The 22,920-nt window shown below is 68.5% G+C and carries 20 protein-coding genes; 9 read left to right on the plus strand and 11 right to left on the minus strand.

The genetic code is table 11. From position 1 onward, the window contains the following. Nucleotides 1-100 precede the first annotated feature (100 nt). The gene (locus TBIF_RS24345; RefSeq protein WP_024793542.1) at nucleotides 101-2,026 is read right to left on the minus strand and encodes an HNH endonuclease signature motif containing protein; all 1,926 of its coding nucleotides are present in this window, start codon (nucleotides 2,024-2,026) and stop codon (nucleotides 101-103) included. 189 nt (nucleotides 2,027-2,215) lie between these two features. Between TBIF_RS24345 and TBIF_RS03840 the strand changes: the two genes are divergently transcribed. Continuing rightward, nucleotides 2,216-2,974 carry an alpha/beta fold hydrolase gene (locus tag TBIF_RS03840; protein WP_024793543.1) on the plus strand — a complete coding sequence of 253 codons (759 nt, stop codon included), beginning with the start codon at nucleotides 2,216-2,218 and terminating at the stop codon, nucleotides 2,972-2,974. An 80-nt stretch (nucleotides 2,975-3,054) separates the two neighbouring features. On the opposite strand, the gene TBIF_RS03845 is transcribed toward TBIF_RS03840, so the two are convergent. The 4 genes from TBIF_RS03845 to TBIF_RS03860 are packed head-to-tail and all read right to left on the minus strand — an operon-like array spanning nucleotide 3,055 to nucleotide 6,753. Then, complete coding sequence (locus TBIF_RS03845) at nucleotides 3,055-3,465, minus strand: nuclear transport factor 2 family protein (RefSeq protein WP_024793544.1); 411 nt, start codon at nucleotides 3,463-3,465, stop codon at nucleotides 3,055-3,057. Continuing rightward, entirely contained in the window at nucleotides 3,462-4,658 is a 1,197-nt protein-coding gene (locus tag TBIF_RS03850) for a thiolase family protein (RefSeq protein WP_024793545.1), read from the minus strand. Before TBIF_RS03850 ends, TBIF_RS03845 begins: the two co-directional genes overlap by 4 nt. Beyond that, a complete protein-coding gene (locus TBIF_RS03855; protein WP_024793546.1) occupies nucleotides 4,658-5,755 on the minus strand; it encodes a thiolase family protein in 1,098 nt (365 codons plus the stop codon). The genes TBIF_RS03850 and TBIF_RS03855 overlap by 1 nt, the downstream gene beginning before the upstream one ends. 11 nt (nucleotides 5,756-5,766) lie before the next feature. After that, the gene (locus TBIF_RS03860) at nucleotides 5,767-6,753 is read right to left on the minus strand and encodes a Zn-ribbon domain-containing OB-fold protein (RefSeq protein WP_200182786.1); all 987 of its coding nucleotides are present in this window, start codon (nucleotides 6,751-6,753) and stop codon (nucleotides 5,767-5,769) included. 97 nt (nucleotides 6,754-6,850) lie between these two features. Here TBIF_RS03860 and TBIF_RS03865 point away from each other — a divergent pair, with 97 nt between their 5' ends. Continuing rightward, nucleotides 6,851-7,885: an LLM class F420-dependent oxidoreductase gene (locus TBIF_RS03865; protein WP_024793548.1), complete on the plus strand. Its 1,035-nt coding sequence runs from the start codon at nucleotides 6,851-6,853 to the stop codon at nucleotides 7,883-7,885. Between the two features lie 32 nt (nucleotides 7,886-7,917). Here TBIF_RS03865 and TBIF_RS03870 read toward each other — a convergent pair whose 3' ends face one another. Continuing rightward, the gene (locus tag TBIF_RS03870; RefSeq protein ID WP_024793549.1) at nucleotides 7,918-8,748 is read right to left on the minus strand and encodes a crotonase/enoyl-CoA hydratase family protein; all 831 of its coding nucleotides are present in this window, start codon (nucleotides 8,746-8,748) and stop codon (nucleotides 7,918-7,920) included. A 100-nt stretch (nucleotides 8,749-8,848) separates the two neighbouring features. On the opposite strand from TBIF_RS03870, the gene TBIF_RS03875 reads away from it, so the two are divergent. Both TBIF_RS03875 and TBIF_RS03880 read left to right on the plus strand, forming a co-directional pair. Further along, nucleotides 8,849-10,513, plus strand: coding sequence for an acyl-CoA synthetase (locus tag TBIF_RS03875; protein ID WP_024793550.1), 1,665 nt, complete (start codon nucleotides 8,849-8,851; stop codon nucleotides 10,511-10,513). Then, the gene (locus TBIF_RS03880; protein ID WP_024793551.1) at nucleotides 10,510-11,622 is read left to right on the plus strand and encodes an NAD(P)H-dependent flavin oxidoreductase; all 1,113 of its coding nucleotides are present in this window, start codon (nucleotides 10,510-10,512) and stop codon (nucleotides 11,620-11,622) included. Before TBIF_RS03875 ends, TBIF_RS03880 begins: the two co-directional genes overlap by 4 nt. A 74-nt stretch (nucleotides 11,623-11,696) precedes the next feature. On the opposite strand, the gene TBIF_RS03885 is transcribed toward TBIF_RS03880, so the two are convergent. From TBIF_RS03885 to TBIF_RS03895, 3 genes are read right to left on the minus strand one after another with little or no spacing between them, the layout of a single operon-like run. Next, nucleotides 11,697-14,258 carry a multicopper oxidase domain-containing protein gene (locus TBIF_RS03885; RefSeq protein ID WP_024793552.1) on the minus strand — a complete coding sequence of 854 codons (2,562 nt, stop codon included), beginning with the start codon at nucleotides 14,256-14,258 and terminating at the stop codon, nucleotides 11,697-11,699. After that, nucleotides 14,255-15,391 (minus strand): DUF8744 domain-containing protein, encoded by a 1,137-nt coding sequence (locus tag TBIF_RS03890; protein WP_024793553.1) that lies wholly within the window; start codon nucleotides 15,389-15,391, stop codon nucleotides 14,255-14,257. Before TBIF_RS03890 ends, TBIF_RS03885 begins: the two co-directional genes overlap by 4 nt. Beyond that, nucleotides 15,388-16,089, minus strand: coding sequence for a helix-turn-helix transcriptional regulator (locus TBIF_RS03895; RefSeq protein WP_235174479.1), 702 nt, complete (start codon nucleotides 16,087-16,089; stop codon nucleotides 15,388-15,390). Before TBIF_RS03895 ends, TBIF_RS03890 begins: the two co-directional genes overlap by 4 nt. 62 nt (nucleotides 16,090-16,151) lie before the next feature. Here TBIF_RS03895 and TBIF_RS03900 point away from each other — a divergent pair, with 62 nt between their 5' ends. Continuing rightward, complete coding sequence (locus TBIF_RS03900; RefSeq protein ID WP_024793555.1) at nucleotides 16,152-16,928, plus strand: DUF2249 domain-containing protein; 777 nt, start codon at nucleotides 16,152-16,154, stop codon at nucleotides 16,926-16,928. A gap of 98 nt (nucleotides 16,929-17,026) precedes the next feature. On the opposite strand, the gene TBIF_RS03905 is transcribed toward TBIF_RS03900, so the two are convergent. Both TBIF_RS03905 and TBIF_RS03910 read right to left on the minus strand, forming a co-directional pair. Next, a complete protein-coding gene (locus TBIF_RS03905; protein WP_024793556.1) occupies nucleotides 17,027-18,142 on the minus strand; it encodes an acyl-CoA dehydrogenase family protein in 1,116 nt (371 codons plus the stop codon). Nucleotides 18,143-18,175: 33 nt separating this feature from the next. Then, nucleotides 18,176-19,372, minus strand: a complete 1,197-nt coding sequence (locus TBIF_RS03910) for an acyl-CoA dehydrogenase family protein (protein ID WP_024793557.1) — start codon at nucleotides 19,370-19,372, stop codon at nucleotides 18,176-18,178. 231 nt (nucleotides 19,373-19,603) lie between these two features. On the opposite strand from TBIF_RS03910, the gene TBIF_RS03915 reads away from it, so the two are divergent. From TBIF_RS03915 to TBIF_RS03930, 4 genes are all read left to right on the plus strand, one after another. Further along, nucleotides 19,604-19,792: a ferredoxin gene (locus tag TBIF_RS03915; RefSeq protein ID WP_024793558.1), complete on the plus strand. Its 189-nt coding sequence runs from the start codon at nucleotides 19,604-19,606 to the stop codon at nucleotides 19,790-19,792. 319 nt (nucleotides 19,793-20,111) lie between these two features. Continuing rightward, nucleotides 20,112-20,873: an MlaE family ABC transporter permease gene (locus TBIF_RS03920; RefSeq protein WP_024793559.1), complete on the plus strand. Its 762-nt coding sequence runs from the start codon at nucleotides 20,112-20,114 to the stop codon at nucleotides 20,871-20,873. A 3-nt stretch (nucleotides 20,874-20,876) separates the two neighbouring features. Beyond that, the gene (locus TBIF_RS03925; protein ID WP_024793560.1) at nucleotides 20,877-21,725 is read left to right on the plus strand and encodes an MlaE family ABC transporter permease; all 849 of its coding nucleotides are present in this window, start codon (nucleotides 20,877-20,879) and stop codon (nucleotides 21,723-21,725) included. A gap of 32 nt (nucleotides 21,726-21,757) precedes the next feature. After that, nucleotides 21,758-22,918, plus strand: coding sequence for an MCE family protein (locus TBIF_RS03930; RefSeq protein WP_051461340.1), 1,161 nt, complete (start codon nucleotides 21,758-21,760; stop codon nucleotides 22,916-22,918). The last annotated feature ends 2 nt before the right edge of the window (nucleotides 22,919-22,920 follow it).

The raw sequence follows: 22,920 nt of genomic DNA on the forward strand, positions 1-22,920 counted from the left end.
AGCGCGTCTGCTAGCGGACCGAATCAAGCTGCGCAAATGCCCTCGCTCAACCTCGGCCCGACTTCTGCCTACATCGACGGGACTGCGGAGGTCCTGCCCGCTAGAACGGTGGTGGGTCGATTCCGCTGCCGTACTCGTCGCCCTTGTTGATCTTGTCGCCGATGCGGTATCGGACGATGCCGTCGCGTGGGTCGGGCTCGGGCGGTGGCGGCTTTTCGGCTCGAAGGTGCGCGGGCCGCTCGATCGGAGGCAGAGGTGTCCTGTCGAGATGGATATTCGGTGGGGCGACGGTGGTCCGGAACCCGGCCGGCAGCGTTATCTGGACGTGCCCGGTAATAGAAGTCCAGATGAGAGCCGAACCGGCGAGACCGACGACTGTCCAGGTCCGAGCAGTCTTCAGCTGGTGATGGTGTTTGCACAAACATTGGAGATTTGACTCGATGGTCCATCCGCCGGCTCTCGGCCGATTCTGGTTGAACGGCACCCTGTGGTCGATTTCGCAGCGCTTGGCGGGCCGGGTACAGGCGGGGAAGCGGCAGTGCCCATCGCGGGCGCGCACAAGCGCCTTCTGTGCGGCGGTGGGTCGATAGGTCAGGGCACCGTCTGGCGGGTGCTCGAACCCGCCGTGCCCGTCGGGGTGGATCCCGGCGGCGTCGGCCGGGTGGTGCTCGAGATGCATCAGGATGCGATTGATAATGGTGCCGTCGCCAATCACCGATTTGCGTGGGGCGCAGCGGATCTGGTCGCGCCGATACCAGGCGGCGAGGGGGATCGGCGGGGCTGGCCGTGATCGGCCCAGGAGCATGCGGGTGTTGGCGGGCAGCGCGGTGCCCATAGCGGTGGCGCGGTGCTGCTCGGCCAATTTCTCTCGGGAGCAGTATTCGGTGTACTGCTGCTCGAGGTAGTCCTCGTACTCGGGATCTTCCTCGACGGGAAGATCTTCCCGGAGGTTGTCGGCCACGTCGGACTCGGGTGGGGTGGAGGCAGGCGGGGCGGACTCCGCTGGCGGGTCCACGAAGCCGCCGGAATCCTCGTCCTCCTGGTCGCCAGGATTGATGGTCTGCCAGTGTTCGGCGAGGCGCTTGCCCTCGTTGATCAGCAGCTGCCAGGTGGCGTCTTCCGCGAGCATGCGGGCGTAGTCCGGGCAGATCGGGCCATATCCGGCCAGCACCGCGGGGTTGTTCGCCAGCTGCATGAGCGTGGCCAGGTCGGCGTGGACGTAGACGTGGGGCTTGTTCCGGGGCTGGTGGGTGGTCTGCAGGAAGTGGGGGCAGGCGTCACGTCCACAACGGCAGGGGATCGCGTGCTCGCCGCGGGTGAGGGCGAGGAATGCGTCGGCGCGTCGCTGGCCGGCGTTGCGGGGGTCCTGCTCGCAGACGGTGGCGGCGACCTCGTCGATCATCGCCTCGAGGTTTATCGCCTCATCCGCGGTGAGGAAGGCCTCGAACCATGCCATCCCGAAGGGCGCGTTGCGTCGGCGGGTGCGCCGACGTGCCTTGCCGACTTGGTGGCGGTGGGCGGCGAGGTCGGGATCGTGGGCGATGAGGATGCGTTCGATCTCGGCGAGCAGCGGGCCGGGGGTCAGCTTACGGGCTGCGGCGAGCAGTTCGTCCTCGATGGCGGCGATGGTGTGCTTCTCGATCTCGTCGAGTGCGCTGGAGATAGCGGCGACGCGTCGGTAGTTGAGGTCGCCCGCAAGGAACGCGTCCGTGATTTTCGGGGTGCGGTGGGTGAGCATCTCGCCGATTTTGAGATAGGTGGTTGCGACGGTCTCGGTGCAAGTGGTGGCGATAGCAATGTCGGTGATGGCGATCTCCCGGAGGAGGTGTTCGCTGACGCCGAGGGTGCGGAGGCACTTCATGCGGAAGTCGGCGAGGGCCGCGGTTTTCAGGAGCCGTTGTGCGGTGGCGCGGTTCTCCATCCGGTCGAGTTCGACGAGGTCGTCGCGGACCGCGTCGGGCAGGGTTTGGAGGCCGGTGGACACGACGGTCCCCAGTCTCTCCAGCACCTCCCGGCAGTAGCCCATGTATTCGATTTTACTCGGATGAAAGCTCGTTAGCAAGAGATTTCTATAGTTGAACTCTGGATCACCGCTGGTCCCGGAGAGAATGGGCCACCTGGCCAGCCGCGAGAGCCGCCAGCTTGCGGACGGCTACTCGTTGCCGGCGCGGGGATTCGCGTAACCGAGTATGGGCGCTCGGTAGACTCGGACACCATGCAGACCAGCGTGTTGACGGCGATCCCCAATGGTGTCGAGATCGCCTACCGGCGCGTGGAGCCACGCGTGCCCACCCACCCCACACCGATCGCCCTGGTGCACGGGATGGGCGGGGACAGCCGGACCTGGGACGGCGTCGCGAGGAGCTTGGCGCGACAGGGACGGACCGTGATCGCTGTCGATCTGCGCGGTCATGGCCGTAGCGCGCGGGCGCCGTCCTATCGGTTCGGGGACCTGGCCCAAGACGTCGCCGGGCTGTGCGAGCACCTGGGGCTGGAGCAGGTGGACCTCGTCGGGCATTCCCTGGGCGGGGTGACCGCGTCCCTGGTGGCACAGCAGCGGTCGGACCTGGTGCGAAGGCTTGTGCTGGAAGAGATGCCGGTGCCGCTGCAGGCGGGCGACCCGGCCCCGGTGGTGCCGCGGCATCGGCCGTCGCGCACGGAGCTGTGGAACGCCGCCACGGGGCTGCTGCGCAACCCGCGCGGGGTGCTCGCGTTCGACCGCGCGCTGACCGATCCCGCGATGTCCCAGTTCCAATCGCCCAATCCGCAGTGGTGGGAGGGGCTGCCCAAGCTTCAAGCGCCGACGCTGTTCCTGCGGGGGGCGCGTCCGGGCAGCATGGTGGACCCGCGACTATTGGCGGACATGACCGCGACGGTGGAGCGAATCACGGTGCGGGACTTCGACTGCGGCCACAGCATCCACCGCGACCGCAGTCGGGAGTTCCGCGCCGCGGTGGAACAGTTCCTGGCCTAGCCCCCAACGACGAGTGCGCAGTTGCTCGGCTGCCCCAACGAAGGCGGCTCGAACAACTGCGCACTCGCGACCGAGATAGATCAGGCGGGCCGGTACGTCTTCATTGCCCGCTCTAATTCCCAGAACGCGCGCAGAGACTGCAGCTTGCCCTCGGCATTGGCGCGGTAGATGAACACACCCTCGGCGTCCACCACCGAGCCGGCGATGGTGGTCGTGATCAGACCGATGTTCGCGACCTCGTCCCCGCAGGCCACCGAGTCCTTGATGTGGAACTCGATGGACTCGGTCTGCGCGATCGCCATGTCCCAGAACGCTGCGATGGCCGCGGGGCCGTGATGGCCCTTGCCCTCGGGGTCGAAACCGGACTTGCCGACGGGGTCCTCGACCCAGCCGTCCTCGGCGAACAGGGCCAGCCAGTCGGCCTTGTTCTTAGCTCCGACGGCCGCCATGGAGCGGGCGGCCAGCAGGCGCGCGGGGTGGTCCAGGGTCATTTGGCCGACTCTGGCTTGTCCGCGCCAACCACCCACATCGAGAAGTATTGCGAGCCACCGCCATACGCATGGCCGAGCGCCTTGCGGGCGCCCGCCACCTGGTGGGCCCCGGCCTTGTCGGTCACCTGGATGACGGACTCCGCGAAGCGGATCATGCCCGACGCGCCGATGGGGTTCGAGGACAACACCCCGCCCGACGCGTTGACGGGCAGCTTGCCGCCGATTGCCGTCTCGCCGGCCTCGGTGAGCTTCCACCCCTCGTGCTCGTTGGCGAAGCCCAGGTTCTCCAGCCACATGGGTTCGAACCAGGAGAACGGCACGTAGATCTCGGCGCAGTCGATCTCGTCGATGGGGTTGGTGATGCCGGCCTCGGCCCACAGCGCCGCCGCGGCGTCGCGGCCCGCCTGGGGGCTGACGTGGTTGCGCCCGGAGTACGAGGTGGGCTCGGTGCGCATCGCGGTGGCGTGGATCCAGGCGACCGTGCCGCCCGCCGCGACGGTGTCCTCCGCTGCGGCCTCGTCGCCGATCACCATGGCGCACGCGCCATCTGAGGACGGGCAGGTCTCATCGAAGCGGATCGGGTCCCACAGCATGGGGGACTGCTGCACGGACTCGACGGTGATATCCGGCTGGTGCAGGTGCGCCAGGGGGTTCAGAGCCCCGTTGCGGCGATCCTTGGTCGCGACGATCGCGCCGATGTGGTTGGGCGCGCCGGACTCCCGGATATAGGAGCGCACGTGCGGGGCGAAGTAGCCGCCCGCGCCCGCGCCGACGGGCTTGTTGAACGGCACCGCGATCGACAGCGCCCACATGGCGTTGGACTCGGACTGCTTCTCCCACGCCACCACCAGCACGCGGCGATGGATGCCGGACTTGACCATCTTGGAGCCGACGATGGCGGTGGTGCCGCCGACCGAGCCCGCGGTGTGCACGCGCAGCAGCGGCTTGCCCACCGCGCCAAGGGCATCCGCGGTGGCGAGCTCTGGCATCATGACGCCCTCGAACAGGTCGGGGGCCTTGCCGACGATGACGGCGTCGATGTCGTCCCAGCCAACCTTCGCGTCCGCCATGGCGCGGTCGATCGCCTCGCGGCACAGTGCCGCCATGGTCACGTCGTGGCGTTTGGAGACGTATTTGGTCTGGCCGGTGCCGAGGACGGCAGCGAGCTTCTTCGGCGTCGAATTCTCAGCCATTAGTTCCGCCCTTCCAGGACGCATACGAGGTTCTGCTGGAGGAGCGGGCCGCTGGTGGCGTGGGCGAGGGCGCGACGGTCGGTGCCCTCCATCACGCGGGTGGCCGCGCGGCCGATGCGCTCGAGGCCGGCCGCGAACATGGGATTGCCGCTGAGGGCTCCGCCCGACGGGTTGATCACAATGGCATCCCCGGCGGCCCCATCCAATCCCATTGCCGCGCGCAGGATCAGCTCCTGGTGCGTGAAGGGCGCGTGCAGCTCCGCGACGGTGATGCCGTCGAGGCTGCCGCCCGTCGCACGCTCGGCCGCGATGGTCGCGGACGGCGCGGTGGTCAGGTCTCGGCCGCCCAGTTCGGCGGAGTCGATGCGGTGGTCGAAGCCGGTGATCCACGCGGGACGCTCGCACAGCTCGTACGCGCGGGGGCCACGGGCCAGGATCACGGCGGCGGCGCCGTCGGTGATCGGCGCGCAGTCGTGCTTGCGCAGAGGGTCGGCGATCATCGGCTGGGCGAGCAGCTCGTCAACTGAGACCGAACCGGCAAGCTGGGCGCCGGGATTGGACAGAGCATCCGTGCGTGAGCGCCTGGACACCTCGGCCATGTCCTTCTCGTCCCACAGTCCGGCGTCGATGCCGAGGCGGGCCTGCAGGCCCGCCATGGACACCGAGTCCGGCCACAGCGGCGCAACGACATAAGGGTCCGTCTGCAGCGCAAGGGTTTTGCGCAAATTGCCGGCGGAGGACTTGCCGAAGCCGTAGACCAGCGCGGTCTCGGCCTCGCCCGTCAGGAGCTTGACGTAGGCCTCGTACATTGCCCACGCGGCGTCCATCTCGACATGGGACTCGTCGATCGGCGGCACTGCGCCGATCGCGTCCACGGAGGAGATGAAGGAGAACGCGCGTCCCGAGAGGTAGTCCGAGGAGCCGGAGCACCAGAAGTCGATATCGGAGCGCGTGATGCCCAGATCCGCGTAGAGCTGCTGGAAGATCGGCACCAGCATCTCGGTGCCGTTGGTGGTGCCGGGCGTCTGCCGCACACCGGGGGCCTGGCAGAAGCCGACTATGGCGATATCGTCGGGGCCCGGCTGGAAAGTTGTCATCAGGTCCTCAATCACAGGTGCAGCGAGTAGGTGTCGAAAGCCGCGTCGGGCTCGCCGTTGGGCTCGTAGTGCGTGATGTTCTCGCCCGTCATGCCCCACTCCTCGCGGGGCTTCCAGACCGCGCGCACCCGCATGCCCATGCGGACCTGGTCGGCGTCGATGCCGAGGATCAGGTGCAGGAACGGGATGTCCGCACCGTCGAGCAGCACGTAGGCCGCCACGTACGGAGGCTTGATGCGCTGGCCGGGGAACGGCACGTTGACGATGCAGAAGGTGGTGACGGTGCCGTGGTCGGACAGCTCGACCTCGTCCGTCGTCGGGAGTCCGTGGGTGGGGCTGGCGCCGCGCGGGGGCACGTAGATCTTGTCGGTGGCGGGGCAGCGGGCGCCGATGATGCGGCCCTCGCCGAGCGCGCGCAGGTAGCTGGACTCCTGGGCGGAGACGGAGTGCTGGATGTTGAGCTCGATGGGGGTGACAATCATCTTGATCGCGGCCTCGTTCAGGAAAGTGGCCAAGTCTCCGGAAGAAGCGGTTTCTAAAACAAGTTCACCCGGCTCGAAGCAGGCGATGTCGTTGATGTGGCCGACGGTCTCCGCGGCCCAGCGAACCTTGACGCGCATGCCGGTGGACATGGCCTCGGGGCCGGGGGCCGATACCGCGTGCAGGATCGAGGTGTCCGCGCCGTCGAGCTGGATTAGCGCGAACGCGAAGGGCTCGGCCAGCGGGTGCTCGGGGCCTGGATTCGGGACCCACGACCACGTCTTGACGGTGCCCGTGCCTGCGACCTCGACGAATTCTGCTAGCGGTGCCGCAGTCACCGGGTCATACTCGACAGGTGGCACGTGCACCCTGCCGTCGCTGCCGCGGACGCCGACGATGCGGCGACTGCGTAATGCTCCAAGGAACCGGCCGATGATCGGGCCAACTGAGCGCGTGTAGTCGAATTGAAGATCGAGGGACGCACTGAGAGGCTCGAGCTCGGGAGTGTCCATTTCCATGACGCTCTTTCGAATGCTCACAACATCGAGTAGAACAGGTTCTCATTCGTACGGCAAGCGCTTTCCCAAGGAATGCGCAGAAATCGGGAGTTCACGCATGAAACTGGGCCTTCAGCTCGGATATTGGGGTCGATCCGCGCCGACGAACGTGCCGGAGCTGCTCGCGGCCGCGGAGGAGCACGGGTTTGACTCGGCGTTCACCGCGGAGTCCTGGGGCTCGGACGCGCTCACCCCCCTTGCCTGGTGGGGCTCGCAGACGCAGAGCCTGCGCCTAGGCACCTCGGTGGCGCAGCTATCCGCGCGCACGCCGACGGCCGCGGCGATGGCCGCGCTCACGATGGACCACCTCACCGGGGGACGCTTCATCCTGGGGCTTGGCGTCTCCGGCCCGCAGGTGGTCGAGGGCTGGTACGGCCAGCCGTTCGCCAAGCCCCTGGCCCGCACGCGGGAGTACGTCCAGGTCGTGCGCGATGTGCTGGCGCGCGAGAGTGCCGTCGTCAACGAGGGCGGGCACTATTCACTGCCCTATGACGGGCCCGACGCGTCGGGCCTCGGCAAGCCCCTCAAGTCCATCACCCACCCGCTGCGCTCGGACGTCCCGATCTGGCTGGGCGCGGAGGGGCCGAAGAACATCGCGATGACGGCGGAGATCGCCGACGGCTGGCTGGCGATCTACTACTCGCCGCGACTGGCCCCGATGTACCAGGAGTGGCTCGATGAGGGCTTCGCCCGGCCGGGCGCGCGCCGCAGCCGCGAGGACTTCGAGATCGCCGCGACCTGCCAGATCACGATCACCGACGAGCCCGACGCGGTCCGCGCCCAGATCAAGCCGACAGTGGCGCTGTACGTCGGCGGCATGGGCGCCCCCGAGCTGAACTTCCACGCGCAGGTCTATAAGCGGATGGGCTACGGCGAGGTGGTCGAGGAGGTGACGGAGCTGTTCCGCACCGGCCGCAAGGACGAGGCGGCCCGCGCGATCCCGGACGAGATGGTCGACGAGACCATGATCATCGGCAACGCCGAGTACGTCCGCACCGAGGTGGCCCGCTGGGAGGCCGCGGGCGTCACGACGATGCTGGTGACCTGTCGTGACGCCGCGCAGGTGGCGGCCGTCGCCCAGGCCGTTTTGTGACAGAGGCTGTTCTCTAGGGGCGGGTTCGGGGCTTACTCCCCCGTGAAGGTGGGCTGGCGCTTCTCCGCGAAGGCGCGCGGGCCCACCTTCGCGTCCTTGCTCTTGAACACGGCGACGCCGATCTTGGCCTCGATGGCGAACGCGTCCTCCTCGTGCATGCCCTCGGTGTCGCGGATCGTCTTGAGGATCGCCTGCACGGCGAGGGGGCCGTTCGCGGCGACGAGGTCCGCGAGCTCGAGGGCCTTCTCCAGGGCCTGGCCGTCTGGCACGACGTGGCCGATCAGCCCATAGTCGAGCGCCTCGGGGGCGGTGATGTGCCGGCCGGTCAGCAAGATCTCGGCGGCGACGGTGTACGGCACCTGGCGGACCAGGCGGACGGCGGAGCCGCCGAGGGGGAACAGGCCCCACTTCGCCTCGGACACACCGAATTTGGCGCTTGCCCCGGCCACACGGATGTCCGTGCCCTGCAGGATCTCGGTGCCGCCGGCGATGGCGGCGCCCTCGACCGCGGCGATCAGCGGCTTGGTCAGGCGTCGGCCCTTGAGCAGTGCGGGGAGCTTGGTGACATCGAGCTTGGGGGCGGCGCCGCTGGCCTCCCCGGTGGTGATGTTGTCCCCGGGCGGGGCGGCCGTCATCGCCTTCAGGTCCATGCCCGCGCAGAAGGCGCCGCCAGCGCCAGTCAGGATGGCGACGCGGATGTCCGGGTCGGCGTCCACCTGGTCCCAGGCGTCGCGCATGATCGCCATCATCTCGCTCGAGAGCGCGTTCTTGGCCTCGGGGCGGTTCATCGTCACGATGAGGACGTGGCCACGCTTCTCGACGAGGCAGTGGGGGGCATTCGCAGTGGTGGGGGCCTCAGCCATGGCGTGATCCTCGGGGGTCGCAGGCCACAACTTTGGGCCCGGGTGATGGGAATCTCAATTTGAGCTTGTGGGAAACCGTAACACGTTCTAGTTTGGACGTGTGGCCATAAACATCGCAGACTTCGTCGAGCATTCCATCGACCTCAATCCGGACCGCGTGGCGCTGCTGGACAGCGACCGCGCCGTCACCTTCGGGCAGCTGGAGGAGCGGGCAAACCGCCTCGCCCACTACTTGCGCGACCGCGGCGTCAAGCCCGGCGACAAGGTGGGCATCTACAGCCGCAACACCATCGAGGCCATCGAGGCCATGGTGGCGATCTTCAAGGCGCGCGCGGTGATGGTGAACGTCAACTACCGCTACGTCGAGAACGAGCTGAAGTACATCTTCGAGAACTCGGACATGGCCGCGCTCATCGTCGAGCGCCGCTACGTCGACCGGGTCGCCCACGTCGCGCCGAAGACGCCTCAGCTCCAGACGATCGTCGTGGTGGAGGACGGCACTACCGAGAATGATGTGGACGCCTGCTCCGCCGCGGACTGCGTCGCGGTGGAGTATGAGAAGGCGATGTCGGCGGGCTCGCCCGAGCGCGACTTCGAGGAGCGCAGCCCCGACGACATCTTCATGCTCTACACCGGCGGCACCACCGGCATGCCCAAGGGCGTCATGTGGCGCCACGAGGACTGGTGGCGGGTGCTCGGCGGCGGCGTCAACTTCGTCACCGGCGAGATAGTCGAGGACGAGTGGGAGCTGGCGAAGGTCGGCGCCGCCAACCCCGCGATGGTGCGCTTCCCGATTCCCCCGATGATCCACGGCGGCTCGCAGTCCGCGGTGTTCCACAGCCTCTTCGGCGGCGGCACCCTGGTCATGCATCCCGAGTTCGACGGCCACGAGGTGTGGCAGGTGATCGACAAGCACAAGATCAACCTCATCTTCATCACCGGCGACGCGATGGCGCGCCCGATGATCGACGCGCTGCTCGAGGGCAACCCCGCGACCGGCGAGCCGTACGACCTGTCCTCGCTCTACGTGATCGCCTCCAGCGCCGCGCTGTTCTCGCCGGCTCTCAAGGAGCAGTTCCTGGAGCTGCTGCCCAACCGCATGCTCACAGACTCGATCGGGTCCTCCGAGACCGGCTTCGGAGGCCTGAGCCTGATCACCAAGGGTTTCGAGCACTCCGGCGGCCCGCGCGTGAAGATCGATGCCGCCACCGTGGTGATAGACGACGCCGGCGTGCCCGTGGTGCCCGGCTCCGGGCAGGTCGGCCTGCTGGCCCGCCACGGCCACATCCCGCTTGGCTACTACAAGGACGAGGCCAAGACGGCCGAGACCTTCAAAACCCTGGGCGGCGTGCGCTACTCGATCCCCGGCGATTACGCGACGGTTGAGGAGGACGGCACCGTGATCATGCTCGGCCGCGGCTCAGTCTCGATCAACAGCGGCGGTGAGAAGATCTACCCGGAGGAAGTCGAGGGCGCGATCAAGTCGCACCCCGACGTGTTCGATGCCCTCGTCGTCGGAGTCCCCGACGAGCGCTGGGGCCAGCGGGTCGCGGCCGTCATCGCCGTCCGGCCCGGCTCCGCGCCGAGCCTGAACGCCATTGTGAACGCCGCACGCAAGGACATCGCCGGCTATAAAGTGCCGCGCAGTGTGTGGTTCGTCGACGCGATCGCGCGCAACCCGGCCGGCAAGCCGAACTATAAGTGGGCCAACGAACAGGTCGCCTCCCGCGAGGCGGACGACCACTACACGAATGGAAACGCATGACCACCGACCTAGCCGCAAAATTCGGCATCGAGTACCCGATTTTCGCGTTCACCCCGTCCGAGCACGTCGCCGCGGCGGTCTCGCGCGCCGGCGGGCTCGGGGTCCTCGGCTGTGTGCGCTTCAACGACCCTGAGGAGCTCGAGGCCACCCTCGTCTGGATGGACGAGAACACCGACGGCAAGCCCTACGGCATCGACATCGTCATGCCGGCCAAGGTGCCCACCGAGGGCAAGGCGGTGGACCTGGAGTCGCTGATCCCGGCGGAGCACCGCGCGTTCGTCGACCGCACGCTCGCCGACTTGGGCGTGCCGCCGCTCTCAGACGACGTCGAGCACTCGGCGGGCGTCCTGGGCTGGCTGCACTCCGTGGCTCGCGCCCAGGTCGATGTGGCCTTGAAGCACCGCCCCGCGCTGATCGCGAACGCGCTCGGCTCACCCCCGAAGGACGTCATCGACGAGGCGCATAAGCACGGCGTGCCCGTCGCCGCGCTGGCTGGCGCGGTCGCGCACGCCCGCCATCACGTGGAGAACGGCGTCGACATCGTCATCGCCCAGGGCTATGAGGCGGGCGGGCACACCGGCGAGATCGCGTCGATGGTGTTGGTCCCCGAGATCGTCGACGCGGTGGGGGACGACGCCATCGTGCTTGCCGCCGGCGGCATCGGCAGCGGCCGGCAGATCGCGGCGGCCCTGTCGCTCGGCGCGAGCGGCGTGTGGATGGGCTCCTACTGGCTCACGGCCGCCGAGTACAAGCTGGGCAGCGCGTCCAGCGAGGGTCCGTCGACCATCCAGAAGGCGCTGCTCAAGGCGACCTCGGCGGACACGGTGCGCACGCGCATCTACTCCGGCAAGCCCGCGCGGCTGCTCAAGACCAAGTGGACCGAGGCCTGGGCGGCCAAGGACGCGCCCGACGCGCTGCCGATGCCGCTGCAGAACCTGCTGGTCAGCGATGCGCACCAGCGCATCTCGGCGGCCGACAACCCCGATGTGGTCGCGATGCCCGCCGGGCAGATTGTGGGGCGGATGAATGAGATCCGGCCCGTCGCCGACAGCATGAAGGATCTTGTGGACGAGTACGAGGCGACGATCGCGCGGCTGCGCTCGTTCTAGGCCCACCCAGTGTCGCGGGCGAGTTGTCGGGGATCACTCCCGTCGGCTCGTCCGCGAAACTCGTTGTGGGGCAGCTAGTCCGTGACCCGGATCAACCCATGCGCGCCGCGCTCCGCGTCCACCATCGAGTGGTTGACGAAGGGGTAGTCCCCGGCCTCCGGGAACGCCAACTCCACGAACCCGCCCTGCGCCGCCGACAGGTCTAGGGTCTGGCTGCCGCCGGCGTCGGGATTGCCGGGGCGGAGTGTGTACGCGCCTTCCTTCCACACGGTGTCGAACTGCCCGCCGACGACGTGGAACGCGGTGCCCCGGTTCGGCCCGGCCGCCAGCACCCAGATCCGCACGCGCTCACCGACCTTCGCGGTCAGCGGGGCGCGGTCGTACTGATTGGGGTAGCCGTTGAAGACCACCAGGTCCGGCGTCTCGGCGTTGATCTTCGCCCCGTCCGCGACCTCGCCGTCGGGTCCGAGGTACATCTCGGATTGCACCAGCACGTACTCGCGGTCCACCGGCGCGAGGTTGGGTGGATCGATGATCACCGCGCCGAACATGCCGTTGGCGATGTGCATCGACATCGGCATCGTCGAGCAGTGGTACATCCAGATGCCGGATTTCGTGGCCGTGAAGTCATACGTCAGGGACTCACCGGGCTCGATAGTGCGCATCGGCCCGTCCGGGGCGAGGGAACCGGCGTGGAAATCGATGGAGTGCCCCATGGTGGCGTTGTTGTGCAGCGTCACCTCGAAGCGGTCGCCGACCTTCCCACGCAGCACCGGCCCGGGGACGGAACCGCCGTAGGGCCACAGCGTTTGGGTGTAGCCGGGGGCCACCTCGATCTTGCTGTCGGTGACCGCGAGGTCGACCTTGTGCACGGTGGCCTCGATCGCGGGCGGCAGTGCCGCGTCGCGGGGGTGGAAGTCCGGCCCGGGCTCGCCCCGCAGGTCCAGGCCGGGGGAACCGGCCTCATGCCCGGGCATGGCCCCGGCGCCGGTCGCGTTGACCTGCAACACCATTCCCAGTTGGCGGTGTCCGGCCACCGAGCACCAGCCCGCCATGCTCACGCCGATCACTCCGGCGTCGATCTCGTGGCGCTCGCCGGCGGCCAGCATGGGGGAGCGGGCGCCATTGGCGAGGACCAAGTCGTGGCGCATGTCGCCCGTGTTGTCGAAATCGATGATGAGTTGGTTTCCGGCGGGCACGTCGATGACGGCGGGCACGAAGCGGTAGCCGTCGACCTTGACCGCGACCCGGGTGACCTCGCCGGTGGCCGCGGCGGCGGTGGTGGGCCCGGTCGGGCTCGGCAGCGCTCCGGGTTCTATGGCCACGCCGATCGCGGCGACCAGCACCACCACGCCGAGCCCGGCCAGCGCGTGGCCCAGCCGGCGGCCCTCATGCGGATCGACGAGGCGGTTGCGCGGATCCGGCCGGGTGATGGGTCCGGTGCCCGCGCGGCGGGCGAGCAGCCAGGCGTAGACCATCAGCGGCACAAAGGATCCCAGGCCGACGGCGACGACGATCCAGCTCAGCTGCTGCACCCGGTCCGGGGTGGGCAGCACGCACAGCAGCAGCGCGCCGTTGACCATCGTGATGCGGGCCGACGAGACGCGGTTCAGCGCGGCGGTGGCGATCTGCGTCGCGGAGGGGCGGTTGCCGAGCACGACGGGCATCAGATAGCTCAGCGCCCCGAGGAGCACCTGCGCGAGGAAGCCGACGACCAGGGCGGGCACGACGGCGCGCAGCCAGTCCTCGGCGTCCATCCACGTGGAGGACAGCGCGAACCCGACGGTCAAAGCCGCCAGCGAGCCGAGCAGCCAGAGCACGCCCGCGAACACCGACATCGAGGGGAAATGCAGGGGCCGTTTGCGCCGCGCCTCGTCGATGTGGGGCCAGAGCACGTAGCCCGTCGCGCCCGTGTAGATCGCCAGACCGACTGCGGTGAGCCAGATCAGCCCGCCCAGCGCGCCCCCGACGGCGACGATCAGGCCTGCCCCCAAAACTGGCAGTCCACGCAGCGCGGCCTTCTCCACGCCGGCGGCCATGCGGGTGCGCAGGATCGTCGGCCACAAGGTCACGAGGGTGCCCAGCACGGTCAGGCCAATCCAGCCGAACACGTTGATCAGCGCGTGCGAGACGATGAACTGGGAGTACCACTGTCCGGGCAGGCGGCTATCGGCCATTGTGACGCCGAGCCCCACACCGATCGGCAGCGCCACCCCCGACGCGGCGTAGAAGCGGACCATCGGCCCGAAGCGCGACGGCAGCGCCTTGTGCAGCGTGTAGGCCATCGCCGCCGCGTGCCACAGGATCACGGCGCCGACGAGGATCCCACCGATCAGCACGGCCAGCCACGTGCCGGTCACCATGCCGACGACCACGCTGAGCGCGCCGAGGTTCAGCCCGCCCAACCGAATCGCCTGCGCGCGCTGGCCGGCGTCGCGGCCCAGCCGCAGGACCGCTTCGGTGAAGTACCAGCTCCAGATGAGGATGGCGTTGGTCGCGGCGCCCAGGCCGAGCAGGTGCACCAGCAGCCAGGGCGACTGCGGAATGTGGTCGTGGGCTATTGCGACGCCGAGCAGCGCAATCAGCCAGGCGAGCACGATCGAGCCGACGCGCAAGTGCCAGGTGCCCAGTTTCATTCGGTAGCTCCAACTTTGGGGTCTCGCCGCCGGGGCCGCAGCGCTGAGCCGGTCGCGATGACGAAGAACAACAGCAGTGCCGCGATGTTGAGCGCGCCGCCCCACTGCACCGCGCCGACAACCCCTCGTGCGTCGCCCACAAGGACGCGCAGGAGCAGCGAGGCGTGCAGCAGCGCGACGGGCAGATACATCAGCGGAGTGTAGGGGAGTGGATGGCGCAGGACGGCCGGGAAGATGATGGGGGCGTGCGCCATGATCATCGAGATCACGAAGCCAAGCAGCACCGCGTGCGTCGACGCGTCGTATAGGGGCCCGCTGTGGACCGGCCCGGCGATCAGCCAGATCGCGGCGGTCACAGACAGCCAGGAGTAGCCGGCGAGCAGGCAGACGGCGCTGAAGCGGGGCAGGCCGGCCCCGCGCACTGTCTTCGTCGCGACATCGAATAGCAGGAGCCAGCCCACCAACGTCAGCAGCGCGAGGCCCAGGAGGGGATAGCCGATGACGGGCCAGAGGGCCGTTGCGACCACGCCCACCACGACGGCGGCCGCGATCAGTATGGCGGCAGGCTCCGCGCGGGGGTCCAGGAACGCGACGCGGGCCAACTCCAGGCGCTCGCCGGCGATGGTCAGCACCAGGAAGCACACGAGCCAGGGCAGCAGCGTGGGCATGTCGATGCCCGCCAGCCACAGCAGCGCGCCGCCGACGGCGAGGATCCCGCCCGCGATCTGCACCAGCACCGCGCCCGCCATATTCCGACGCCACAGCGGCACATAGACCGCGAGCAGGACGACCGTGCCGATGAGCATCGCCGTCGCGCCGATATCGCGGGGCAGCGGGGTCAGCAGGGCTACCCCGCCCAGTCCCAGGCCGGCCGGGGCGAGATAGCCCCACGCCGTATTGCCGCGCATCGGGCCGAGCGCGACGGCCCGCTCCAGCGCCACGACGGCGCCGACGAAGCCGAGGATCATCAGCACGCCGTGGCTGTCGGCCAGCGAGGCGTCGCGGAGGGGCGCGCCCAGGCCAAGCAGCAGCAGCGCCGCGTCCAGGCCCGCGAGCATGCACAATCCGCCTGGGAGGAGCAGGAGCAGGCGGGCGGCCCGGGTGGCCCGCAGATTCCGGGCGGGGGCGGTCACTCCTCCGCCGATCGCGGCAGCTCCAGCCGGCACGAGCCCGCTGCGGCGAACGGGGCCAGCGCGGCGCTCTCGGCGTCCTCGCCGCCGAACACCTCCAGCGCCCCGCGGACGATGCCCAGATGTACCCGGCACACCACCTCCGGGTACCGGTGGGCGGCGTCGAGCAATGGGCACTGGGTCAGGGCGATCTCGGTGCCTGTGCCGGCCTCCGGCGCGAATCCCAGCTGCGCGAGCACCGCGAGGAGGCGCTCCGCCGGCGTCCCCTCGGTCGAGTCGGCCGCCGCCAGCTCCCGGCCCCACTCGATGCCGGCCGTCACGGCGTCATGCTCGAGGTCGGTGCTGATGCGCGTCAGAGTCGCCGACAGGGACATGGCGAGCCCGGCGTAGTCGCGCAGGCGTGGGTCGGCCAGCGGCGAGTCGACGCCGGCGTCGACGGCGCTGTAGAGCCAGGCTGGGCGGCCCCGGCCCGAGGGCTCCGCGCGGTCGCGCTCGACCAGCCCCGCGTGGGTGAGCGCGTCGAGGTGCTCGCGGATGGTGTTGGGGTGCAGCTCGAGCTCGGCGGCGAGGTCCGCGATCCGGCTGCCACGGGCCTGCTCGCGCAGCCGATCCAGCACCGCGGCCCGCTGCCCGGACAGGTGCGCCGCGGCGGGTGGCGCGGAGGCCGGCCGCGGGCCAAAGGGCACTGCACTATTATTCACGGTATTAACTGTAGTAAATTAAATGCGGCTAGTAAATCGAACCGGCAGACAAGGATCTGAAAATGACCACAAGCGAGCTGATTATGGCGACGAGTTCCGAAGACGCCACCGCGGTCGACACTCTGCGGGCGCAGCACGCCGAGATCCTCGGCAGGCTCACCGCGATCGCGGACGGTCTCTCGGCCGCCGCCGGCGCCGCGGGCCAGGAGTTCGACCAGGCCTTCCAGGACGGCATCACCTTTATCGGCGAGACCGTGCTGCCGCACCTGCGGATCGCCGACGAGCTGCTCTACCCGGCCGCCCGCGCGAGCGCGCCCGCGAAGCTGCTGGTCGAGGCCACCCTCGCTGGCACCGCTGCCATCGCCGAGCAGGGGACCAGGCTTGAGCGCGCGACGGAGCGCCCCCGCGCGATCGCCGCCGCCGAGTCGGCCCGCGCGCTGGTCCAGGCGCGATTCGCCGCGGAGGACGACTTCCTCCTGCCCGCACTGGCCGCGAGCCCCGGAGTGGACCTCGCCGCGATCGTTCGGGAGCTGGGCACGCGCACGCCCGTCGCGCAGGCCCCCGCCGCAGCACACAGCCACGGCGCCTGTGGTTGCGCAGAGTCCGCCAGCGCGGAGGCCCCCGAACTCGACGTGCGCGCGATCCCGCACGCGATCCGCCACGCCACGGTGTTCGGCGCGTTCGACGCGGTCCCGGCTGGCAGCTCGATGATCCTCATCGCGCACCACGACCCGATCCCGCTGCTGAATCAGCTGGCCGAGCGCTCCGGCGGCCGCCTGGAGGTCGCCTACGAGGAGCGCGGCCCCGAGGCGTGGCGGCTGCGCCTGACGCGCGTCTAGGGTTCCCCCATTCACGACTTCGCCCCCGTTTCTTGTGCTGGCCCCCGTTGCAACGGGGGGAAACGCAAGGAACGGGGGCGAGGCTGTGTGAAGGGGGTCTAGCCGGCCAGGGAGGCGCCGATCTGCAGCAGCTGCGCGCTCGCGGAGCCCAGCCAGAACTCGTTATGCTTCGCGCCCAGGAAGTAGCGGTGCACCGGGTGATCGCGGTCTAGGCCGACGCCGCCGTGGATGTGCACGGTGGTGTGCGCGACGCGGTGGCCGGCGTCCGCGGCCCAGAACTTCGCCACGGCGATCGCCTGCGCGACGTCGCCGGGCGCCTCCGAGCCCTGTCCCAGCCGCCACGCGGCCTGCAGCTGGGTCAGGCGGGCGCCCTGGACGTCGATGTAGGCGTCGGCGAGGCGCTGTGCGACGGCCTGGAAGCTGCCGATCGGGCGGTCGAACTGCTCGCGTTCGCGCGCGTACTCGCTGGTCAACTCTAGCGACCGCTCGAGGATGCCGAACTGCTCGGCGCACAGGCCGACGGTGGCGTAGTCGAGCAGCCGGTCCAGCACGGCGGCGCCGTCGGCAACAGTGCCCAGCAGGCGGTCCTGGCTCACGGCGACGTCGGCCAGGGTGATGGAGCCCAGGCTGCGGAAGTCGGTGCCGACCTGGCGCTCGATGGCGAGGTCCGCGGCGTCGACCACGAACACGGCGACGCCGTCGGGCGTGGTGGCGGGGATCAGGACGGCCTGCGCCAGCGGGGCCGCGGGCACCGTGGTCTTCGCGCCGTTGAGGATCCAGCGGCCCTCGCGCAGCTCCGCGGTGGTGGCGGGCGTGCGCTGGTCGGGATTGAGGTCCTCGACGATGGCGGCGGTGAGGACGACCTGGCCGGTGGCGGCTTTGGCGGCCAGCTGCTGCTGGCTCGGCGAGCCGAACTCCGCGAGCGCGCCCGCGGCCATGACGATCGACGGGAGATACGGGACGGCGGCGAGCGCGCGGCCGAGCTCGGTGAGGACCGCGCTCTGCTCTAGCGGGCCGAAGCCGCCGCCGCCGACGGACTCGGGCAGCGCGGCGGCGAGGACGCCGGCCTCGGCGAGGGCCGCGTACAGGCGCGCGTCGAAGTGGTCCTCGGACGCGTCGAGCTCGCGCTGGCGGTCGTTGTTGACCAGCTTGTCGCAAATGCTGCGGGTCAGGCCGGCCAGGTCTGTCTGTGCTTCGGTGCGGGTGAAGTCCATTGGGCTACCTAAGTTCTCGAGATAGGGAAGGGGTTAGCGCCGGGAGGCCGGCAGGCCGAGGCGCGTCATGCCGATGATGTCGCGCTGCACCTCGTTGGTGCCGCCGCCAAAGGTGAGGATCAGCGACGAGCGCTGCATCCGCTCGACGCGGCCCCGCAGCAGCGAGCCGGCGGAGTCCTGGCGCAGGAAGCCGTTGGCGCCCAGGACCTCAAGCAGCAGGCGGTAGGCCTCGGTGGCGAACTCGGTGCCGAACACCTTGCAGGCGGAGGCGTCGCCGGCGCTGGGGGAGTGCTCGGTGTCGGCGGCGTCGGCACTCCAGGAGATCTCCCAGTTCATGAGCTTGAGGTACTCGACCTTGGCGTGCACGCGGGCCAGGTTCAGCTGGGCCCATTCCTGGTCGATGACGCGTCGGCCGTCGGTCAGGCGGGTATCGCGCGCCCACTCGGTCACGGCCGCAAGCGCGCCCTGGATGGGGGCGGCCGAGGTCAGCGCCACGCGCTCGTGGTTGAGCTGATTGGTCATCAGCTTCCAGCCGCCGTTGACCTCGCCGACCACGCTGGACGCGGGGACCCGCACGTCCTGGTAGTAGGTGGCGCTGGTGTCCGGCCCGGCCATGGTGTGCACGGGCGTGGTGGAGAAGCCCTCCGCGTCGGCGGGGACGATCAGCATGCTGATGCCACGGTGCTTCCGGGCCTCGGGGTCGGTGCGGGCGGCCAGCCAGATGTAGTCGGCATAGGCGATCAGGGAAGTCCACATCTTCTGGCCGTTGATGATCCAGTCATCGCCGTCGCGCACTGCGGCGGTCCGCAGCGAGGCCAGGTCGGTGCCGGAGCCGGGCTCGGAGTAGCCGATTGCGAAGTGGATCTCGCCGGCCGCGATCTTGGGCAGGAAGAAGGCCTTCTGCTCCTCGGTGCCGAAGGCCATGATGGTCGGCGCCACGGAGTTGATCGTCAGGAAGGGCACGGGGGCGCCGGCGATGGCCGCCTCGTCCGTGAAGATCAGCTGGTCGATGCTGGAGCGGTTCTGGCCGCCGAACTCCGTCGGCCAGCCCAGCGCGAGCCAGCCATCCCTGCCCATCTGGCGGACCACGTCACGGTAGACGGAGCCCTCTCCATACTCGCCGCTCTGCACGCTGAGCAGCGCGCGCCGCTCAGGGGTGATCAGGTTGGCGAAGTACTCGCGCAGTTCGGCGCGCAGCGCCTCCTGCTCGGCGGTGTAGGTGATCTGCATCGGTCCTCCGGAAGGGCTGGGTGCGGGCACTGCCCGGCGAGGGTCGCCGCCCAGGCTGGGGCCGCCCTCGCCGCTGGTGTGTCGCGGCTCACGATGCATCATTGCATACCGGTGTAACACGTTCTAGTCTGAACCCCACGGTGTCACGGACGCTTGGGGAATCGCCTCGAGCGGGCCGGCAAGCTGCCCGGGTCTAGCAGGGATTCGGTAAGGAACTAGAAGGAGTCCGCCATGAAGGTGCAGGTCGATCTCAACCTCTGTGAGGCAAATGCGATATGTGTTGGCCTCGCGCCCAAGGTGTTCGACCTTGACGATGACGACGTGCTGCACATCGTGGTCGACGAGGTGCCGGAGGAGCTGCAGAAGCGGGTCCGCATGGCTATTGACCGCTGCCCGAAGGCGGCGCTCAGCGAAGGTTGAGCGGCAGGGCCTGGTCGGCGGCGACGCCAATCATGTCGCCCAGCCCTGAATAACGGCGTACGTGATCCACGTAACGCTGTAGTAAGTTCAATCCCCGTCGGGCGATCGTCCAGCTCCTGGGCGCGTCCGGCGGGGTTCTCTGTGCTCCGTGCGATCTGGGCAGGCGGAGACTCGGCGCGGGGCACAAATGGAACGTGTTGCAATTCCCGGCCGCAGCAGTCACTATTGGCGAGGTTCCCGGTGAGTCGGATCACAGCCGGGTACGGTTCGGATGTGCTGTGGCCGCGTGAGCGGACCTGAGCAGAAGGAGGGAGGTCAGATGAAGAACGTTCTAGAGGTGCCGGTTCGGGGACTCGGCGGATTCTTTGCGATGACGTTGGATGCCTTCCGCTACACCTTCTCGCGGCCGGTCCAGTGGAAAGAGTTCATCGAGCAGGCCTGGTTTATCGCCAGGGTCTCGATGCTGCCGACCATCCTGGTCGCGGTGCCGTTCACGGTGCTTGTCAGCTTCACCTTGAATATCCTCCTCCGCGAGATCGGCGCGTCGGACCTGTCCGGCGCGGGTGCCGCATTTGGCACGATCAGCCAGGTTGGCCCCATGGTCACGGTGCTGGTCGTCGCCGGCGCAGGCGCCACCGCGATCTGCGCGGACCTGGGGGCCAGGACCATTCGCGAGGAGATCGCCGCGATGGAGGTCCTCGGCATCGACCCCATCAAGCGGCTGGTGATCCCGCGGATGTGGGCCTCCATGCTCGTCGCGATGCTGCTCAACGCGATGGTCTCCACCATCGGCATCCTCGGCGGCTTCCTCTTCTCCGTCTACCTGCAGGACGTCAACCCGGGCGCGTTCGTCAACGGCATTCCGCTCCTGACGGGCTTGACCGATGTGGTGATGTCCGAGGTTAGGGCTGGCGCCTTCGGCCTCATCGCCGGCCTCGTCGCCTGCTATATGGGGCTCAGCGTCAAGGGTGGGCCCAAGAGCGTGGGCGACGCGGTTAACCAGACCGTCGTCTATGCGTTCATGGCGCTCTTCGCCGTGAACGTCATCCTGACCGCCGTCGGCGTGAAGATTGCGAGTTAGGCCATGACAGTGATCACCGGGCGATTCCCGCGTAGCCGGCGCAGCATGAACCGGCTGTCGGAGTCGGTGGACGATTTCGGCAAGCAAGCCCACTTCTACTGGCGAGCGATGGCGTTCATCCCGTTCGCGGTCCGCAAGTACAAGAAGGAGACGATCCGGCTGATCGCCGAGATCAGCATGGGCACCGGCGCCCTCGCGCTGATCGGCGGCACGGTCGTCATTGTCGGCTTCCTGACGCTGATGGCGGGCGGCACCATCGCGGTGCAGGGCTATAGCTCCCTTGGCGATATCGGGGTCGAGGCCTTGACCGGCTTCTTGGCGGCGTTCATCAACGTCCGCATCGCGGCCCCGGTCATCGCGGGTATTGGCTTGGCCGCCACCATCGGCGCAGGCTCCACAGCCCAGCTCGGCGCCATGCGGGTCAGCGAGGAGATCGACGCCCTGGAGGCCATGGCGATCTCCTCGGTGCCGTACCTGGTGAGCACACGCGTGGTGGCGGGCATGGTCGCGATTATCCCGCTGTACTCCCTGGCGGTGCTCGCGTCCTTCGGTGCCAGCCGCTTCGCGACAGTCGTGATCTACGGCCAGTCCGGCGGCGTGTATGACCACTACTTCTCGACATTCCTGCAGCCAGTCGACATATTGTGGTCGTTTTTCCAAGCGATAGCCATGGCGGTCGTGGTCATGCTTGTGCACACCTACTACGGCTACAACGCGTCCGGCGGGCCCGCTGGGGTGGGAGTCGCGGTCGGCAATGCCGTGCGCACCTCGTTGATCTGCGTTGTCACCGTCACCCTGCTCATCTCCCTGGCGATCTATGGAACGTCCGGCAACTTCAACTTGTCCGGATAGGGGGCTGATCACAGATGAGCGAACCACGCAGGATGAAGGTTAACTACAAGCTGTATGCGCTGGGCATGGTGGTGATCCTCGTCGGCTTGGCGACCGTCGCGCTGACGAGTTTCGCGGGCGGATTCGACTCCACCAAGCGGGTCACCGTGCGCGCGGATCGAGCCGGCCTGGTGATGGAGCCCAACGGCAAGGTCAAGATGCTCGGCGTCCAGATCGGGACCGTTGCGGGGATCACGCAGGATGCCGACGGCGCGTCGTTGGAGTTGGACATCGACTCCTCAAAGATGTCGTTGATCCCGGAGAACGTCGATGTCGACATCCGCTCGGCCACCGTTTTCGGGGCCAAGTACGTCAACTTGGTCGAGCCCGCGAGCCCCTCGGCCGACCATCTGGCCAGCGGCGCGGTGATCGATTCCGAGCACGTGACTGTCGAGTTCAACACGCTGTTCGGCAACCTGCAGTCGGTGCTGCAGACAGTCCAGCCGGAGAAGATCAATGCCACGCTCGGCTCCATCTCCACGGCGCTGAACGGGCAGGGCAAGAACCTGGGCGAAACGCTGCACAAGGCGGACGACTACCTCGCTGAGATGAACCCGACGCTGCCCGCGTTGGAACATGATCTCAAGCAGGCCGCCATTGTCACAGACACGTACGCAGACCTGACCCCAGACTTGATGCAGATGCTGGCAAACACCACCGCGGTGGGTGAGACCGTGGTCTCCGAGGCAGAGAACCTGCACCAGAGCCTGCTCGGCACAACCGGGCTGGCAAACACCGGCGATGCACTGCTGGGCGAGGCGGGCGAGGACTTCGTCACCGCTATGGACTACCTGCAGCCGACTTTCAGCACTGTCAATGATTACTCTTCGGTGTTGACCTGCTTCATTGTGGGAGTCAGCTTGGTCAAGGATGCCGGCCAGGCAGCATTTGGCGGCGATCAGCCGGGCCTGAGCCTGTCGTCGACCTTCCTGGCCGGCGCCCCGGCCTATTCATATCCGGAGAACCTGCCAAAGGTGAATGCTAAGAATGCGCCGAGCTGCTACGGCCTGCCCTGGGTGGACGAGACCAAGAACGCGCCGTATGTGGTTACGGACTCTGGGGTGAACCCGTCGATTGTGGAGCATCAGCAGACGAACCCGCAGTCGCTGTGGGGCTTCTTGATTGGGCCGCCGCCGCCCGGATGGACGTGGTGAGA

The sequence above is a fragment of the Tomitella biformata AHU 1821 genome, from assembly GCF_000524475.1.
GTDB classification, from domain to species: Bacteria; Actinomycetota; Actinomycetes; order Mycobacteriales; family Mycobacteriaceae; genus Tomitella; species Tomitella biformata.